The sequence below is a fragment of the Pseudomonas sp. PLMAX genome (genome assembly GCF_046042685.1).
Taxonomy (GTDB): Bacteria; Pseudomonadota; Gammaproteobacteria; order Pseudomonadales; family Pseudomonadaceae; genus Aquipseudomonas; species Aquipseudomonas putida_AE.
Genome location: NZ_CP064950.1, coordinates 205,815 through 221,351 on the forward strand (window position 1 = coordinate 205,815; position 15,537 = coordinate 221,351).

The window sequence follows — 15,537 nt, forward strand, 5'->3', positions numbered from 1 at the left end:
CAAACGGTCGGGCTTGGCGCTTACGTATCGGAGTAGCGCCAATGCCACGGCTCATAGGCATACCCGCTAGTGTTGTTGAGCGGGAATGACATTTCGAAACCGTAGTCGCTGGCGTGCTGTGAGAGCCACACAAACGCCTCAGTCTCTTCAAATTCACGTTCCAGATCCTTGCTGCCGGGCGTGCCTACATCAATCGCGCAACCCGTGTGATGTTCACTGAAGAACGGCGGCGCGGAGAACTCAAGAATTTCATCAATGCTGAGCCCCTTTTGGATTTTGCGCTCGATGATCTCGATCTGCCGCTTCACGCTTCTGAAGGCGGAGATGATATTGAGTTCAACCCCATCTCTAGAGGCGGCATCCTTTAACCTTTGCCACGCCTTAGCTGCTGCCGGCGCCAGCATGTGTTTCCTCCCTTCCTGGCCAGTCTCAGCCACTTCAAGGGAGGTTGCTTCTACAAACTCTACAAGGTTTCGCGCCAGCACCATGGCAACGGGAATGCCGAGAGCTTGTAGAATGCGCATGGCTGCGGGCGTAAATGTCGGCATGTGTGCAAGACCTGGTAGTGAGCGTTGGCGGAGTTTCCAAGGAACCACTCGATTACTGTAGGCGCCATTTAAAAACCTGGCGAGGGAGAGTCTTCATCTTCAAGGTCATCTTCGTCATCCATAGACCATCTTGCTGGTTCAGTGGTGAGTGAGCTCAGATTCTCGACCATGTAGCTTGCGACGAAACCAAAATGACCGAGAGCAATCTGCATATCAGCATCCGTAAATGTGCTGAACAGAGCCAGTTCAGTCGCAGTCGTTGGCTGAATGTGCACCGGCGATCCATTGAGCGGATTGGTCAGGTGCTCGATCAACGTAGGCTTTGCATGTACGCCATTTACGTCGAGGAGGCATTCCGTTTGAGCGTTCCACAACCCTGTTGTAAGTAGGTAGCCGTCTTCAGTCACTACCTTCATCAGTGGGGCCTCAGGAAAGCTTAAAGCCAAGGCCAGGGTGAGTCCTGGATTCGACTTATAGGCATAGATCGTCTTGACCACACGACCGTAAGTCTCGTCACCCATTATGTCGTAGAGCGCATCACTGTCCTCAAGCCGCACTGGAAAGTGAGCAATGCTTCCCTCAAGAAACCGCTTTGCGAAGGCAATTCCCGCTTGGGGGTTACCAGAGTCGTGGATCACCGTGTTGCCCAACGAGTCGAGGATCTTGTCTAGATTTTTAGCTGCCCCATCTAGCCCGGCCTTAAGCTCGAAACGATCTGCACTGTCGATTACCTTGTTCATGCGTCCCCCTTTAGCTCTCATGACGCATTCTGGCCTTTGAGCTGGTGACTGCGCTACCCTGCCATGCTCGATAAGCGTGTAAACGACTTTTGACCGAACCTGATTCTGGACATCGACACCGCATGCCTAAAGCCAGTTACCCCAAGGACTCAACGCAGTATGGAGCGTACAGGTGGCACCATGCCTGGCAAATCGACGTAGCCAAGCGTGTAGCACGCCATAAGTCCGGGCTGGTCTACGATTTCGTGTGTGGTTTTCAGGGGGCAAAAGAAGAGCCCCTGGGCGGTCGCTGTCCATCCTTTGCCTGGCAGGGTGAGCTTAGGGGTGGTATGCAGGCACTTCCCTCTGATCAACCTGAGCATGTGGCAATCCGGTTGTGCCGGGAAGCCTGTATGTTGTTCGGTAGCTTGGCCTGGGACGCTTGCCAGGATTGCTCAAAGCACACGGCTGGCAGCGACTATTACATGATCAAGCACGATCTTTGGGCTCAGGTGCATCCGAACCGTTACGGCATGTTGTGTCTGTCCTGCCTTCAGGCTCGGCTAGGCAGGCGTTTGGAAGAGGCTGACCTTCTCCCGGCTGCTGTAAATCATCTGAATAGAGCAATTGATGCCGTACTTGGACGATCACCCTACACAGCGGATGACCCTATTTCAGAGTCTCTGTGCCACGAAGACTGTCGTCCTGTTCCTTGGGATGAGCAAACCATGAGTCCACTGCCGTAGCGCATGCCAACGCGTCTCCAAGCGCCCTGTGGGCTTTTGCAATTGGCAGCCCGGTCAAGATCTCTGAAGCGGCCTCCCGGCCTACAAACGCCTCCAGAGGCTGCACAGAGAACGTCGGTTCAATGCCGGCTGCCTCATACAACACGTCAAGCCAAAAGCAGTCCACCGGGTTGTCTGAGCAAAGCGTTTTACCCTCAAACAGTTCATTCATCTCAACCGCCACTTCCAGCGGCAGCCTACCTTCGCAGAAGAGCTGCTCACGGCCTATCCCGTGCATGTCCTCGGCGTCATGGCTCCAATGATCCCAATAAGGCACTGGCCGCAATAGGGTCTGGAACTGGCCGCCTGGGTACACGACAGCAACCTCGATGGGATAGCTGTCCGGAGCCATACCTGAGGCTTCGAAGTCGATGAAGTGAATTGGTCGCATAGCCTATGCCGTCTGAACGTTTTGTATATGCCGGCGCAGCACGCTTAGGAATACCGCTGTTTCCATCTGCAATGCCGTCCTTGGGGCCTTGTGCTTGCCTCGTGGCAGAACAAGCAGCGATGCCGCAGTATCTCGACCTGGCACGAGGGGCCAAATGATCCTGATGGCTTCACCGTAGACAGAGTAGTCCTCGCCCACTACCTCGGAGAGATCCCAGGCATCGGTGTCCTCAGTGATGTGGTAAACGTTGGCCAGGCCGACCAACTGTTCTCTCAGGCGCTCTGGATTGATCGGTGGGTCGCACGACCAGTTGCTACTTATGACGATGAGAGGCGCTTTGCGAAATGGGTTCACGACGTCGAGCAGGAATTTTTCCGCCGTCGCCAGCGTAAGCGGCTTTGTGTACAACCCAGGTGTTGCCCCTACCGGCCTGCAGGTCTCCATCAGGTTTACGATCAGTCTAGGTCGAGAAGAGTTCTGGCCCCGTTCAGCGTTGCCTGCGTTACTGACCCGGAGATTCACGGTGCATTCAACCTCATGGTCACCAGGCTTCTGGCTTATGAGGGCTTCGGTGATCCAGCGGCGTCTTTCAACGTTGCGGTCATCGTGACTGTAGACAGCTTTGAGGTTCTCACCCTGGCTGTCATCGGTCACGAAGGTTTCGAGTCGGCCATTCTCAGGAAGGCTGTACTCGCCGGCGCCGAGCATCAATTCGTCAGGAGAGATAAATACCCGCGTTTTCCATTTGATCCATGCAGCAAATTCAGAAACCACTTTTCTGAAGCCATCCTCAGGCTCAAGGCGTAGGCAGTTGGAGTAGATGAGAGTCGTCTTGATAGAGGGTTCAGCTACATCAATCATTGAATGGGCTACCTTGCCTGCCCTGGGTCTAAACCAGGGGCATAGGGATATTGGGGTGGATCATACGATTTGGCCTGGAATTATAGGCCCTACAGCCATTTACCGCACCTTCCCCTGTCCTTTCAATCGAGGAAAATGTCAGAATCCCCCGACCAAACCCTTTCAATGGAATGACAAGGCTTGCCACGATGCCGCCACAACTGAAAAAAACCACGTATGACGTCTACCCGCTGTTCTGGGACAGGACTATCGCTTCTTCCCGTAAGGGCCTATCTAAAAGTGAATCCTCTAAAATCACCGATACCGATCTGATAAGGCGTTACTGCCGTTTAAACCCAGGCTTCACCGGTGAGCATGGCTTTTACTCTCTCGCCGAAGATCGTTACTTTAAGTCCGGTGGAAGCCAGGTCATTTTTCCTGAATCATCGGTCGTCCTGGATAACCTCCTGAAAGCACGATACGCGATGCAATCACCTGAAGGGTTTACCCTGCCCTTCAGCAGCCTCGTTTTGTCGCCAATGCGTGGCTACAGATACCAAGGTGTCGAAATCCCCAGCATCTTTGCCACATGGGTTCCGAGTGCACAGTACCGTTCCGAGATTCTTGATCCCTTTCTTGGTGAGCTCGGGGTTGCTCCATCGCAGGTTTCTTACGAGGATCTCCCGGATCAGGGGATGCTGATCATCTGCTATGCGATAAGGAACGGCGCCGGCCATAGGCGCACAGCGATCTACGGTGAAGACTTGCCTGAGCTTTTGGCTGCAAAAGACTCGACTGCCTTTGTTACATCGATGCGGCGACTGTCACTCATGCACCCAGATCAAACGGCAGATGATGACGATGTTAAGCGGCAATTCTTTTGCCTACGGTTGATCGCCGCCCTGGGTGTTTACCACTTGGCTACCGAAGGGCGTCGTTTAAGACTTGGCTTCCCCACGACCACACAGCCAAGGCTCGATGGGCGCAGGCCTGGGCAGGCGATGAGTCCAATCACCCTGACAAATGCGTTTCCAAGTTTTGGAGAAGGTGTTACCCCGGTAGGCCATTTCAGAACCTGGTACTTCAGGCAGCTGCGCGACAAAATGTACTACCGGGGAGAGTATGAGCACTTGCCCCAAGGCTCCAGGTACACGTTCGTGACTGAAGCTCTTATAGGCGACTTGACCGCTAACACTCAGGCTTAACGCGACAGGCCTTCGAACCCTTCATGGTCGAGTTCGGGGGCTTTCTTGGCAGTCAGGGCGTCGAGGTGCTCATCCATAAACTGGGAGGCAAAGCCGAATAGCTCCAGGGCATGCCGGCAGTGTCTCTCGTCGAATAGACCGTAGCCGATGACTTCAGAGAGGGTTGTCGGCTCAATCCTGATACCCGCGTGCCCGGTGATGCGCTCCCACTGCGCGATGAGGTTTGCCGAGCTGATGATGCCGTTCGCGTTAAGACAGTCTCCAACGCTTCCCCCTACCCCTGGACGCTTATTAGAGACACAGGTGTGGAGCGGTACACCGGCAGGGTCGACTACCTTTACGAGGTGTAATCCAGGTACCTGATCGAAGAGCGCTACAGCCATGGATTCGCACAGACTGTTCGCGTAACACAGGGTGATGTTCATCAGCTGGTTGTGCACCGCTGGGTCGACGTCCTGTAGGTCGTGCAGTGCAGCACTGTCCTCAAGCATGCAGTGGAAGGCTGGGATCTCTCCAGCGACAAACCTCTCTCCAAAAGCTATCCCGGCTTTGCCGGAACCAACGACTGCCCTTGGCTTGGCCTTCGCTGCATTCAGGACGACTTTGAGTGTGCTGCTCGATTTCATTCTTGATCCCTGACTCTTATTTTTTTGTTTGTCTGGTGCAAGGATTTAGTCTACTGGGTGCCAGAAGTCGGTGTCGAGGTTGCAAGGGCGCTTCTGGGTTGGTTGGATTCTGTCAATTTACGGCGTATCTTTACGCCTTTCTGGCCGTCTGTCCCTTTTAAAGAAACGCTCTGGAGTCCCCTTATGCAGCATGAAACCCTGCTGGTTGGTTCAGTTCTCACACTCGATACCGGCACATACACCGCTGATGCTTATCGGCAGCCTGATGGCAGCTGGGAGATCCATGGCGTCGGCGCTGCTGGGCTCTTCAAGATCATGCTTGAAGATGCTGAGCGGGTTAGCCGAAAAGTTGCTTTTCTACCACGGCAGGCTTTAAAAAAGGCGATGCGGACGGCGAATCTCAGCCTTAAACGCACAGGTGCATGCACGCTGTCGGACGGAACCGAGGTGTGCTGTTCGTCAATGCTAACGAGGAAAGTTAAAACCTACTCGGTGCCAGGGTTTGAAAACGCTCAGGGCATGATGAAGTTTGGCGATTCAGCGGTGGGCGCAGAGTGAAGGAGTCGACTGCAATACTTGTTTATGCCGTCCTGATCGAGGAATGTGGGGCCAGGCCAGACGCTGAGATCGCATTCGTGCAAGCTTTCAGCCGAGATGCAGAGCTTGCCAGGGAGTTCAGGATCAATGGAAGCCTGGGATTCGGCGGCAAGTTCCGGTATCCAGCTTTGAGCGTGGATTGCTATCCGGAAGACATGACGCCGGCACGCGCAAAGATGATCGCCTCAGCGAATGAGCGCCTGTCGATTCATCGAAGTTCTGACTGACTGTGCCCTGGTCGCAGCATTAGGATTTCGATAACTGACACCGAAATCCTTATTACCGATGGATTAGGCTCGCTGCAGTGTTGGCACGAGCCGCTCCAGGTCAATGGCGCACATCATCTGGTTGAAATCCCGGTACCACTTCAGGTACGTGGAGAAATCACCGTCCTGCGGCGATGTCAGAACACGCTGCAAGTACACAAAGCCGGTTGCCATTGGGATGTATTCCAGATCTGGTGCCCCCTCCTTCCCGGTGAAGTAGATCGCTTCTTCGAATGTGAGAGGGATCTGTGCTGCCGGCGACTTGCGGTGCTGCGAAGCCAGAATCGTGGCGTCGATGACTAAGCCGTTTTCAAGAGTGATCCAGCAATGCGCGTCGATTGGTTTGCCAATGGGAACGCCGTTAACCATATCGACCCGGCAACCACCGTCAAGGTCGCTGGCAAGACGCTCACGGGCGATGTTGACGTAGAGACCGTCTTTTAGGCGAACATCGCCTACGGTCACCGTGTGGCGAATCTCCATGGCACCGATGATGTACGACAGCTCACGAGCGATGAGGAAGCAGCGGCCTGGTAGATCATCAGTCGAGTCGATGAACTGCTGGAAGTCTTTGGCAATGGTCGCTACCAGCGCCGGGACGTCGACCTGAAGGCTCGGGTCAATCCGCAGTGGGTAGTTCGACATGCCGGCATAGCGAAAGTCAGTCCAGGCGCGGGCTTCGTTAAAACGTGAGATGTAGTCAATCATGATGGCTCGATTCCATTCGGTTCGGGCCGCAGATATTAGCTGCTTTGACAGCAAAAAACCGCCCATTAGGCGGTTCTTAGTTCGTTACTTTCACAGGAGACGGTATTAGCCGTGTCGCCGGGGTGGAGTCCTGCACTCTTCGCCCGACCAGTGATTTAAGCTTACAGATGCACCAAGCGGCATGCAAGGCTCTAGGACGGTTAATTCGTGATGTCGCGAATCCCAACAGGATTGAAAATATGAGCGATCTGGCCATCCAGTTCTTTCGCGAGATCGCCAAGCAGGCAGACTTTCGCCTGATCTGGCTGCGTGTCCAGGAACCGACTGATTTTCGTCAGCAGCGGCGTTGGCCCTAGGCGCATTTCCAGGACTATCAGATCACCGTCATTGCCGAATGGGAGGTTCAGCATCGACTCAAGAGCAGCCTTGCCTATCAGAGTGAGCACAGGCCCTTCTGGAGTCATTTCTCCGCCAGACCAGCTGACATAAATGGTTTTGCCTTTGTAGTTGAGCTCAAAAACGGTGAAGCTCATGGCGGCGCCTTTATCGTGGCCGTAGGCGGCAATGATCTGCTCCATGGTGTCTACATTAGGCTTGGAGCCGATAATGAGCTTCATGTCGATTTTTTGCATCAGGGTCATCCGTGTGTTGCGTTAATTTGGGTAGGCGGAAGATCGACGCCTGAGTGGGTATAGTTTATCTCTTTTGCGGGAATTTGCGAAGATACAAACTCGTGGAATGCTTGAATTTACTGGGCAAATCGTTGATTTGATGACTGTCAATTTACGGCAATTAACGCTTTGTGTTAAGATTTCATCCTCTTTTGACGGGCAAGAGGCTTGAAACCTCGATGATGCAACACATCCGCCACCGACATGACGTCCATGCCGATGAACTTGAGTCCGTTTACGGCACCTGTCCCCATGGCCGGCAAGCTTTGCTCACCTGGCTCAGCGAGCAGAATGACCTTGCCGAGCACATCAATGCCTCTCCGACCGTCTTTTTCGGAATGATCGACATCCGGTATGAGCGATGGGTGCTAACTGGTAATCACGGTGGCACTAAGTCACCAAGACCGGCATCCTGGCCAGACTGAATTTCGCGCTTGCCTTGGTCTTAAATCTGTACTATTTTGCCTCCCCTAAACCAACGGGAGGATCCCATGGTCACGGACACTACAAGCCCTTCCCCCGAGAGAATTGCAAGACCTCGAGCAGGCAATCTTGATGACTTTGGCCTCCGCGTGCGCAGAGCACGTCGGGATCTCGTTCTCACCATCCAGGGGTTCTCTACTGCGTCAGGTATTCCGACCTCGACGCTGAAGAACTATGAGCTCGGGCACTCAAAACCTACCGCTGAAAACCTCCAGAAGATGTATGCCGCTGGGGTCAATCCTATGTGGGTGCTGCTGGGGCACAACCCTGTTCTTCTCTTCAAGCCAAAGTTCACGCCGGCGCAGAAGGCGAAGCTCCTTTTGAGAAAAAAGCGAGCTGATGCATTGGCGGCTGCCAAGACTACACCTCCAGTGAATTCCGAAGAGCCGACCGAGCCGTTGTAGTCGGATGGCTTGAACCGCATTTTCGGGTGGCCAAGGTGTCGCCCCTACCTTGTTGAGCGAGGCTCTTACGATGCACAAGATCGAAAAATTAACCCCTAAGTCCTTTTACAAGGAAAATCCTGGGAAGCTTCCCGAGTCATTGGCGCTCCTCGACGGGCGAGAGTTCCACTCAGTCGCGAAGATACGCCTGGATGGCAATGTAAACCGCACGCTGTTTGCGCTGTTTCGACCAAAACACCTCGATGCGCTTTTTGAGTACTTCAACGGAAAAATCAAGGTAGTCAGGCAAGCAGCGAAGGCTCAAAAGAAGGACTCTGCCGCAAAGCTAAAAATCAAAGACGCGGCACTGAGGGTCGTTCGCAAAAAGCTCAAGACGGCTCAAGCCGATCTCGAGCAAGCCGAAGACTTGGTACAGGATCTTAGAGCTGAGCGTGACGAAGCCATCACGAAAGTCCAAGCTCTCTCCAAGAAACAGGGGAAGCCTTCTGAAGAGGCAAAAGAGCTCAAGGCGGTGAAAAGTGAGCTTGAAAGGATCAAGGGACTTTTTGAGCAGAAAAATAGTGAAAACAAGAGCTTGAACACGCAGCTGAAGAACTTTCAAGCCGGGGATCAGAAGGACAAAAACGATCTGAGCAAAGCTCTAAAGGCCAACGCTGATCTCACGAAGTTCATCAGCGATTTGAGGGCTGCGCTCGTGGGAAGCGGTGTCAAATTGGAGGAAATCGCCCCTGAGAAGTCCGGAATGAGTACCCCCGGCACTGTCCTTTCAGGCAGCACCATAAAGATCACATGGCCAAAGCCATACCGAGGCTGATAGCTAAAATGAGACAGCCACGCGGTTCAATGCCTGGCTGTCGACCCTCATGGAATTAGCAGTCCCTGCCCTGGGTGAAGCTTCTCGATGTGCTTGTTGAGCTCGTCCATGGTTACGTCAACACGAACCACACTTAACTGTCCCCGCCCTCGCCACTTGCGTGTTTTGCCCTTGTAAGCGCCGGTATCAATCGCCACCAGGTTGCCCAGAACGAGTGGACGCCTGACGATGTTGTGGCCGACATACACGCGCTCAATCCCTGGCACCGGCGTGGCGTCTTTGTCTTTGACGCGATCTCGGTTGCTCAGCAGCAGACGGCGCTGTTCGAAGTCAGGGTGATTGATCAGGTCGACGATATTGTCCCAATGCATACCGCTTGGCACGTCAGCGTGAATCATCCCTACCCGGCCAATCTTCGTTTGAAGCTCAGTGGCGATAGGCAGCTTGCTGACCTTATCGATGAACTCTCGACGGAACTCCATCGAGGTCTTCCCCCACCAGTCAAAACCGGAGCGTTTGTATTCCAGGGCTTTCTTAAGTTCGACGGCAGACGGGTTGCCATCCCGATAGAGCTTCAAAATAAAAGCTTCATGATTCCCAATGATTGGGCGCCACCAGTCCAGGCCCAGGAAGTCGAGCACCATCTCGTTATGGGGCCCACGATCAACGAGGTCGCCGACCGGGTAGGCAACGTCACACGACTCATCGAAACCGACCGCTGCCAGCCTTTTCTTGAGCAGCTGGTAGCAGCCGTGAATGTCACTGATAGCAAAGCTCCGGCCCTTAGTGTTGAGCGGGAACCTCTGAATCCAATTCTGCTGCATGGGAAACCCTTAAACTTACTTCTGCCTGGCGATCAGCATTTTGGCGAAGCTGGCCAGATCTTGTAATGATGACTCCGCAGCACGATCCAGATACCACCCGCGCATACCAAATTCGCTCGGGCCTGCCTGATCGCACCGCTGTGAATCGCCAACCATGTCGACCATGGAAGGCTGAACACCCAACCTGGTGCACACGTCCTGGTAAATCTTGGCGTCCGGTTTAACCGCGCCCACCTCGAAGCTGTAGCTGTATCCATCCAGATCCGGGTAAAGGCGCTCTATGGCAGCAGCGTAAGGCTTCGCCAGGTTGCTGCATACCGCGACCTTGAAACCGGCGCCTTTGAGCATAGCCACCGCCTCCAGGCCGTCCTGGAAGGCCGTAATTGCCGACAGCTCGGTATCCAACTGCTCTTGAATGGCTTCCAGCGCAAGCGGGTCGACCTCGATCCCAAGATGCAAAGCAGCCTCTTCCAGCCCCCACGGGTTGGTCATTAGCACTTTCGCATCATCTGGCTTTGGCCGGCGCCCCTGCTTGATCCCATGCTTCAGGATCTGGCGATACGGATGACTCCCCTCGTGAATCTTCACCAGAGTACCAAATGCGTCGAAAATTACAGCCTGCATGGTGCGCTCCTGTGCTCAGCCACTAGGTTAATAGCTTTCAACGAGTGATTCGATGAATTTGAGGTCGAGGGTTAAGGGCTGGATATCTAGCGCCATCCCCAACGCCGTGAGGACTCGAATGAGCGTGTGGGTTGAGGTGTTATCCCCTGACTCCAGCGCGATGATCGTCTTTCTGGCGCAGCCGGCTCGCTTCGCCAACTCGGCTTGAGTGAGTTTCTTGCCCGTCCGAACCTCTTGGATTCGATTTCCCACCATTACTGGATTGATCAGCAGCGCCATAATGTCACCTATATTACACTTATTGCTCTATTTTGATCACAATGTCCAATATAGGTGACATTCGTCAATCGGTTTATGACAGCCTCCACGCTAATGCCAGGCAAAAGTGAAAGGGAAACCCGTCGCCGGATCTCCCCTTCGTGTTGCGTGTCAGCCGATGCCTGACTAAGCGATACCTGGCGCTTAAAACCTGACCTCGCTTGAGGGTGCTCGCTCGGGCCCGCAGGCAAGCCTGCTTCATGTTTTATGACCACCGGGCATTCAAGTGGTCTTCGTCATTTTATGGATATGTTCAGACCAGTGTCAACGCAGCCGACGATGCGTAGGCCAGGGCTCAGGGACAGAAATCGGCGCTTTCACTGACCCGGCGTTTTGCGTAGATGGCCTGGGCTTTTTCATTGTCCTTCAGAGCGAAGTCCATGAACTCCGTAAGCAGAGGCTCGAGCTTTTGCTTGAGGCCACTATCAGCAGGCTCCAGGTAAAGATATGCCTTTGGACTGGCGAGCGCGGCAATCGAAGCCCGGTCAATGCGGTTACCCGTTTCTACGATAAAGTCGATCAGCTCGTCAGAGAACACCCCATGGCCACGCAAGTCCTCGACTTCCTCGGGGTACTCGAATTCAGGCTGATAGCGGTACCAGTCCGGATGACCTTTGGGGATGATGCGATAGTCGGCGCCTTCCAAGAGCTGGTCAGCCGTCATGTCGAGCACTGACATGTCAGGCAGGATGTTCCAGTAGTGCAGGCAGATCGGAGTCACGCAGTCCTTGGCCATGATCGTGCCGGATGTTCTTGCGAATCCGTGTTTGTACTGGATGTAATCGGAGACCTCATGACACAGCCCTGGAATCGACCACTTGGGCCCGCCGTAATGGGTGAAGTCTTCACGGGACTCACTGCGAGCTCGCAGGAAATCGTCAATCAGAGCCTGGCTGACCAAGGGACTGGTTTCAGGGATATCGCTGCTCAGGCGCAAGAAGGAATCCACGTACTCATCGCGGTGATTCAGCAGCGTGGCCGCGATCCATGGGTCTTTCTTTAGCGCGTCCGTGAAGACAACCTTCGCTTCAGCCGGGCCGGCGACTTCGACCGCTATCGTGTTTTCCTGGCCATCAACGAGGTGCAGCTGCATGAGTGAATTCCCTTGAGTCTATCCATCAAGAATAGCGACGGAGCTAACGGGCCTTCAATCAGAAAGCACCGTAAGTGTGTCAACAAAACGCACCATCCCGACCGCATGTAGATAACTGCCATGATATCTGCACGGTGCATTTGTTGACACACGACTAAATCATTGAAAATTCAGGAACTTATCGTGAAATGAGGCCAGGAAAAACCTGTCAACGTTGACACGGTTAAGTCTCAGGATTTCGCAGGGTCGCTTAAGGCGCCGTACCGTCCCAGAAATGCAGTGGTACCTGTGACTCATTGCTGAGAATCCATCCAGTTCTTCCGCCAATCAAGGTGGTGGCAGCGTGTTTGCGTACAAACCCAACGTGCTGTGCCGCCAACAAGGCCATATCCCGGATAAGGGGTGTGATCGAACTGGAGGACTGGAACAGGGGTGTGAGATGACGACTGGCGGACTGGTAGTAGCCAAGGTGCTCACGGCGCCACTCAGAGTACTTTGAGAAAATAGCGGGCCAATGTACCGCTGAACTCTTACCAACGGCCTGTGCAATCGCCCTGGCATCCACGAGACCCATGTTGGCGCCCTGCCCCAGCTGCGGGCTCATGGAATGGGCGCAGTCACCAATCGCCAACACCCTGTCGTAATGCCAGGCAGGCATCTCGATGTCGGTGTACGTGGCCAGCGCAAACTGATCCTCCGATTGCAACTGTTCGAGCAGTGGGTCGGCCACGGTGCCAACCAACGCCCTTACCTTTTGTTTCCAGCTCTCCAGCGTGCCATCGACGCCGAACAGTGATGAGTCTGATTCAACCGGGCGGCTCCAGAACAGGCTACACAGGCGCTTCGTGCTGTTAACCGACTCACCAATCGGCAGGATGCCAAACATCTGATGGCTCTGGTTGTACCATTGGCGCAGTACAGGCTCATTCAGGCTTTCTGGTAACTCTAAGGTCGCCCAGAGTGCGCCCCATTTGTAAGGCGATGAACGATGGTGAATCGGCGCCTTGTATTGAAGCGTAGAGCTTCGTCCACTGGCCAGGATAAGGGCGTCATACTCGTCGGCGCCGATCTGGTCATCGGACAGAACCTCCATAACGGCGGCTGTTGTATGCGGTGTTAGCGCTCGTTCTGTCACGCTGAGCTTGACCTTGGATGCGCTGGAGAAATCACTGACCTCAACACCAAAGCGGAACCGTACGCCACAGCGCTTGGCTTCCTCGTACAGCACCTTCAGGAGAATACTGCGGTGAATGCCCAGGCCGTGGGCCCCTGGCTTCCAGTGCTCATAGCGGGTGTCCAGGATGACTCGACCGCTAAGCGGCGACGTTCCAAGTACACCTTTGAGTGGAGCGCCCTTGCGCAGGCACTCATCGAGCAGCCCAAGATCCTTCAGTACGGCCATTCCAGAAGGTTGCAGCATGATGCCTGAACCAATCGCCTCGAGGGTGGGTGCCCGCTCAAACACATGGACATCCTGACCCGAACGTTTCAGGTAAATTGACGCAGCCAGCCCGGCTACGCCGGCACCGACGATTGCTACGGTCATACAGATTCCCTTTGAGTGATCGTTATTCCAGAGGCTGTCAATTTACACGCTTTCAAAGTAACTCTGAAGCCCGCCGCCCTTCCATTCTGCTAAAGTTCTGTGATTGTTTTGGCAATAGCCTGTTGAGCTACAGGCCAGGACGAAAGGCACTCTGCCGGCGTTTGACTGCAAAGGCTCCACCGCCATATTTACCGACATTTCCCAGGAGGCTATAGCTTGTCGTTCGACTACATAGGTCTCAAGCGCACCAAGAACGCAATGGAGGTCAGCCTCACGCCTGCGAGCGCCACATTCGAACCATCCGTGCTGGTGTGGTGGTTAGACGCCACCTTGGAGATGTACAGGCGAGGAAACACACGGGCTGTGGTCGACGGCCCTACCCAGGCGTTCCTCGACGAGAATCGAGCTAGGGCTGAGACATCATTTGCGGCGTTAAGTACGCCTGGCCGGCTGCTGGTAACGTCCGCCATCACGGCATACGAGTCGCACCTATACCATGGCATCGATAAGAACCTGCTGTTGATCGCAGCGGCTGCAGAGCACGCCCAGGCCCTGGGTTCACTGCCGGTGGTCGAGAAGTCGATCCGGTACACGATCAAAAAACATCGGGACAGCAGCTCCCAGCGGGTCATGACGGTACGTTCCGACGTGATGAAGGACTTCGGTTTCGAGGGCGCAGGGCTGGCGCTCAATGCATTGATCAACGCCATTAGCCGGGACTTAAATAAAAAGGTCTCGATCTGGAATTTGCACGAAGTATTCGGCGGGCATGGCGGATCCCGCGTGGCGCCGGAGTACGTCAGCGACCAGGTGTTTTTCCTGCATAGGCACCTTGTCGAGTACCTGTGTAACAACTTGTCCTTGACCGAAGTGAAGGAGCGCCTCGGTGTGATCAAGACGCTACACGACTACTTCGAAACCCTCGAGATTCCTGGTTAGACCTGGCCATGGCCAGACCGAAATGATGTCAGTGTGATAGAATTCTCAGTGCCTAAGCACTCTTGAAAGGAATCACCGTTGACTGAACAAGATACTTCCCCTACTGAACGTGTTAGCACGTTTTCTGGATGCACCATATCCATTCTTGGTGTCCTCCCCGAGGAGTTTGCACGGCACCTTGGCCAGGCGACTGAATTGTGCCTACGAGAGTGCGGCAAGGGTATAGACCTTGGCACCCTAGACGGAGTTACGATTGCCGAGGATTACTTACAGGCGCTGAACCAGCAGGATAGAGGCTATCAGACCAATCATGTGCTCACCCCGACAAAAGACATGGCCACCGGCGTAGCCATGTCACCCAGGGTGCTTCGAGATGGTCAGGTGAAAACCCACATTCTTTTGGACGCCAGTGTATTCAAGCCGCTTGCAGACACGAAGGAGCCAGGTTTCGCTCAAGCTTTTTATCTTCTTGCGCACGAATGTGCCCATGTAGAGGTTACGGCCAGATTCGATTCCGTCTTTCCGGGCGAGCTCCTCAGAAGGACGTTCCACAGGATGGAACAAAAGCTGCAGTGGGATGTGATCTTGCCAGCGTGGGACGAGTACGCTGCATGCCGCAGAAGCTGTGGGATTGGCGCCGATCAGACCGAGCATTACGAGCTAATCCTGCTCGATTACCTTGAGAAAACACCAGCTGAAAACAATGCTGCCATAAGTGCGTATCAAAAAGATCTGAATGGCGATCAGCTACTGAGGGAGGTCTACCGGGTGCATGGAGACCTTCTGAGGATCGCGAGCTATTACCTTGGTCATCTCGCTGGCGCTGGTGAATCGTGGCAAGGCAGAGCCGCTATCCGCCAGGCATTGACCGGGTCGTGGTTTCATCCATTTTTGGAACGGCTGGATGCGTGCCTCACCAGCATCTGGGCAGAGTATGGGAAATGGGAAGATCAATCAGACTTCGAGGAAATCGGCGCCATTGTGGATGACATGACGGAACAAGCAGGCGTCTACTGGATTCCCATGCAAGACGGGAACACTCAGGTGCAGCTCACGGACAATGCCTTTTTAGACTGACGCGAAGCTGCAAAAAAACAAACCCCGGAGGTTGGCCCACCGGGGTTATTTTATGTTCT

General features: G+C 54.3%; 20 protein-coding genes. 7 read left to right on the forward strand and 13 right to left on the reverse strand.

What is annotated here, in order from left to right; genetic code table 11:
- Positions 1-20: 20 nt before the first annotated feature.
- From DKB71_RS33525 to DKB71_RS33540, 4 genes are all read right to left on the reverse strand, one after another.
- Positions 21-548: a D-alanyl-D-alanine carboxypeptidase family protein gene (locus tag DKB71_RS33525; RefSeq protein WP_408602002.1), complete on the reverse strand. Its 528-nt coding sequence runs from the start codon at positions 546-548 to the stop codon at positions 21-23.
- Between the two features lie 68 nt (positions 549-616).
- A complete protein-coding gene (locus DKB71_RS33530; protein ID WP_408602003.1) occupies positions 617-1,288 on the reverse strand; it encodes a hypothetical protein in 672 nt (223 codons plus the stop codon).
- Positions 1,289-1,936: 648 nt separating this feature from the next.
- Positions 1,937-2,443, reverse strand: coding sequence for a hypothetical protein (locus DKB71_RS33535; protein ID WP_408602004.1), 507 nt, complete (start codon positions 2,441-2,443; stop codon positions 1,937-1,939).
- A gap of 3 nt (positions 2,444-2,446) precedes the next feature.
- Positions 2,447-3,304, reverse strand: a complete 858-nt coding sequence (locus DKB71_RS33540; RefSeq protein WP_408602005.1) for a hypothetical protein — start codon at positions 3,302-3,304, stop codon at positions 2,447-2,449.
- 188 nt (positions 3,305-3,492) lie between these two features.
- On the opposite strand from DKB71_RS33540, the gene DKB71_RS33545 reads away from it, so the two are divergent.
- On the forward strand, positions 3,493-4,488 hold the full coding sequence (locus DKB71_RS33545; protein ID WP_408602006.1) for a hypothetical protein: 996 nt from the start codon (positions 3,493-3,495) through the stop codon (positions 4,486-4,488).
- Here DKB71_RS33545 and DKB71_RS33550 read toward each other — a convergent pair.
- Positions 4,485-5,114 (reverse strand): hypothetical protein, encoded by a 630-nt coding sequence (locus DKB71_RS33550; RefSeq protein WP_408602007.1) that lies wholly within the window; start codon positions 5,112-5,114, stop codon positions 4,485-4,487. The two genes, DKB71_RS33545 and DKB71_RS33550, sit on opposite strands and share 4 nt — an antisense overlap.
- 183 nt (positions 5,115-5,297) lie before the next feature.
- On the opposite strand from DKB71_RS33550, the gene DKB71_RS33555 reads away from it, so the two are divergent.
- Together DKB71_RS33555 and DKB71_RS33560 are read left to right on the forward strand one after the other, a co-directional pair.
- A complete protein-coding gene (locus DKB71_RS33555) occupies positions 5,298-5,672 on the forward strand; it encodes a hypothetical protein (RefSeq protein WP_408602008.1) in 375 nt (124 codons plus the stop codon).
- Positions 5,669-5,938 (forward strand): hypothetical protein, encoded by a 270-nt coding sequence (locus DKB71_RS33560; RefSeq protein WP_408602009.1) that lies wholly within the window; start codon positions 5,669-5,671, stop codon positions 5,936-5,938. The genes DKB71_RS33555 and DKB71_RS33560 overlap by 4 nt, the downstream gene beginning before the upstream one ends.
- Before the next feature lie 63 nt (positions 5,939-6,001).
- On the opposite strand, the gene DKB71_RS33565 is transcribed toward DKB71_RS33560, so the two are convergent.
- The 3 genes from DKB71_RS33565 to DKB71_RS33575 form a co-directional block, all read right to left on the reverse strand.
- Positions 6,002-6,685, reverse strand: coding sequence for a hypothetical protein (locus DKB71_RS33565; protein WP_408602010.1), 684 nt, complete (start codon positions 6,683-6,685; stop codon positions 6,002-6,004).
- 200 nt (positions 6,686-6,885) lie between these two features.
- On the reverse strand, positions 6,886-7,317 hold the full coding sequence (locus DKB71_RS33570; RefSeq protein WP_408602011.1) for a hypothetical protein: 432 nt from the start codon (positions 7,315-7,317) through the stop codon (positions 6,886-6,888).
- Positions 7,318-7,490: 173 nt separating this feature from the next.
- A complete protein-coding gene (locus DKB71_RS33575; protein WP_408602012.1) occupies positions 7,491-7,664 on the reverse strand; it encodes a hypothetical protein in 174 nt (57 codons plus the stop codon).
- A 183-nt stretch (positions 7,665-7,847) separates the two neighbouring features.
- On the opposite strand from DKB71_RS33575, the gene DKB71_RS33580 reads away from it, so the two are divergent.
- Both DKB71_RS33580 and DKB71_RS33585 read left to right on the forward strand, forming a co-directional pair.
- Complete coding sequence (locus tag DKB71_RS33580; protein ID WP_408602013.1) at positions 7,848-8,243, forward strand: helix-turn-helix domain-containing protein; 396 nt, start codon at positions 7,848-7,850, stop codon at positions 8,241-8,243.
- 70 nt (positions 8,244-8,313) lie between these two features.
- Positions 8,314-9,057: a hypothetical protein gene (locus tag DKB71_RS33585; protein ID WP_408602014.1), complete on the forward strand. Its 744-nt coding sequence runs from the start codon at positions 8,314-8,316 to the stop codon at positions 9,055-9,057.
- A gap of 47 nt (positions 9,058-9,104) precedes the next feature.
- Here DKB71_RS33585 and DKB71_RS33590 read toward each other — a convergent pair whose 3' ends face one another.
- From DKB71_RS33590 to DKB71_RS33610, 5 genes are all read right to left on the reverse strand, one after another.
- A complete protein-coding gene (locus DKB71_RS33590) occupies positions 9,105-9,881 on the reverse strand; it encodes a metallophosphoesterase (protein WP_408602015.1) in 777 nt (258 codons plus the stop codon).
- 15 nt (positions 9,882-9,896) lie between these two features.
- Positions 9,897-10,505: an HAD family hydrolase gene (locus tag DKB71_RS33595; RefSeq protein WP_408602016.1), complete on the reverse strand. Its 609-nt coding sequence runs from the start codon at positions 10,503-10,505 to the stop codon at positions 9,897-9,899.
- A gap of 27 nt (positions 10,506-10,532) precedes the next feature.
- Positions 10,533-10,784: a helix-turn-helix transcriptional regulator gene (locus tag DKB71_RS33600; RefSeq protein ID WP_408602017.1), complete on the reverse strand. Its 252-nt coding sequence runs from the start codon at positions 10,782-10,784 to the stop codon at positions 10,533-10,535.
- Between the two features lie 334 nt (positions 10,785-11,118).
- A complete protein-coding gene (locus DKB71_RS33605; RefSeq protein ID WP_408602018.1) occupies positions 11,119-11,916 on the reverse strand; it encodes a hypothetical protein in 798 nt (265 codons plus the stop codon).
- A 250-nt stretch (positions 11,917-12,166) separates the two neighbouring features.
- Entirely contained in the window at positions 12,167-13,462 is a 1,296-nt protein-coding gene (locus tag DKB71_RS33610; protein WP_408602019.1) for an FAD-dependent oxidoreductase, read from the reverse strand.
- A 216-nt stretch (positions 13,463-13,678) separates the two neighbouring features.
- On the opposite strand from DKB71_RS33610, the gene DKB71_RS33615 reads away from it, so the two are divergent.
- Together DKB71_RS33615 and DKB71_RS33620 are read left to right on the forward strand one after the other, a co-directional pair.
- Entirely contained in the window at positions 13,679-14,401 is a 723-nt protein-coding gene (locus DKB71_RS33615) for a hypothetical protein (protein WP_408602020.1), read from the forward strand.
- A 78-nt stretch (positions 14,402-14,479) separates the two neighbouring features.
- Positions 14,480-15,478 carry a hypothetical protein gene (locus DKB71_RS33620; protein WP_408602021.1) on the forward strand — a complete coding sequence of 333 codons (999 nt, stop codon included), beginning with the start codon at positions 14,480-14,482 and terminating at the stop codon, positions 15,476-15,478.
- Positions 15,479-15,537: the final 59 nt, after the last annotated feature.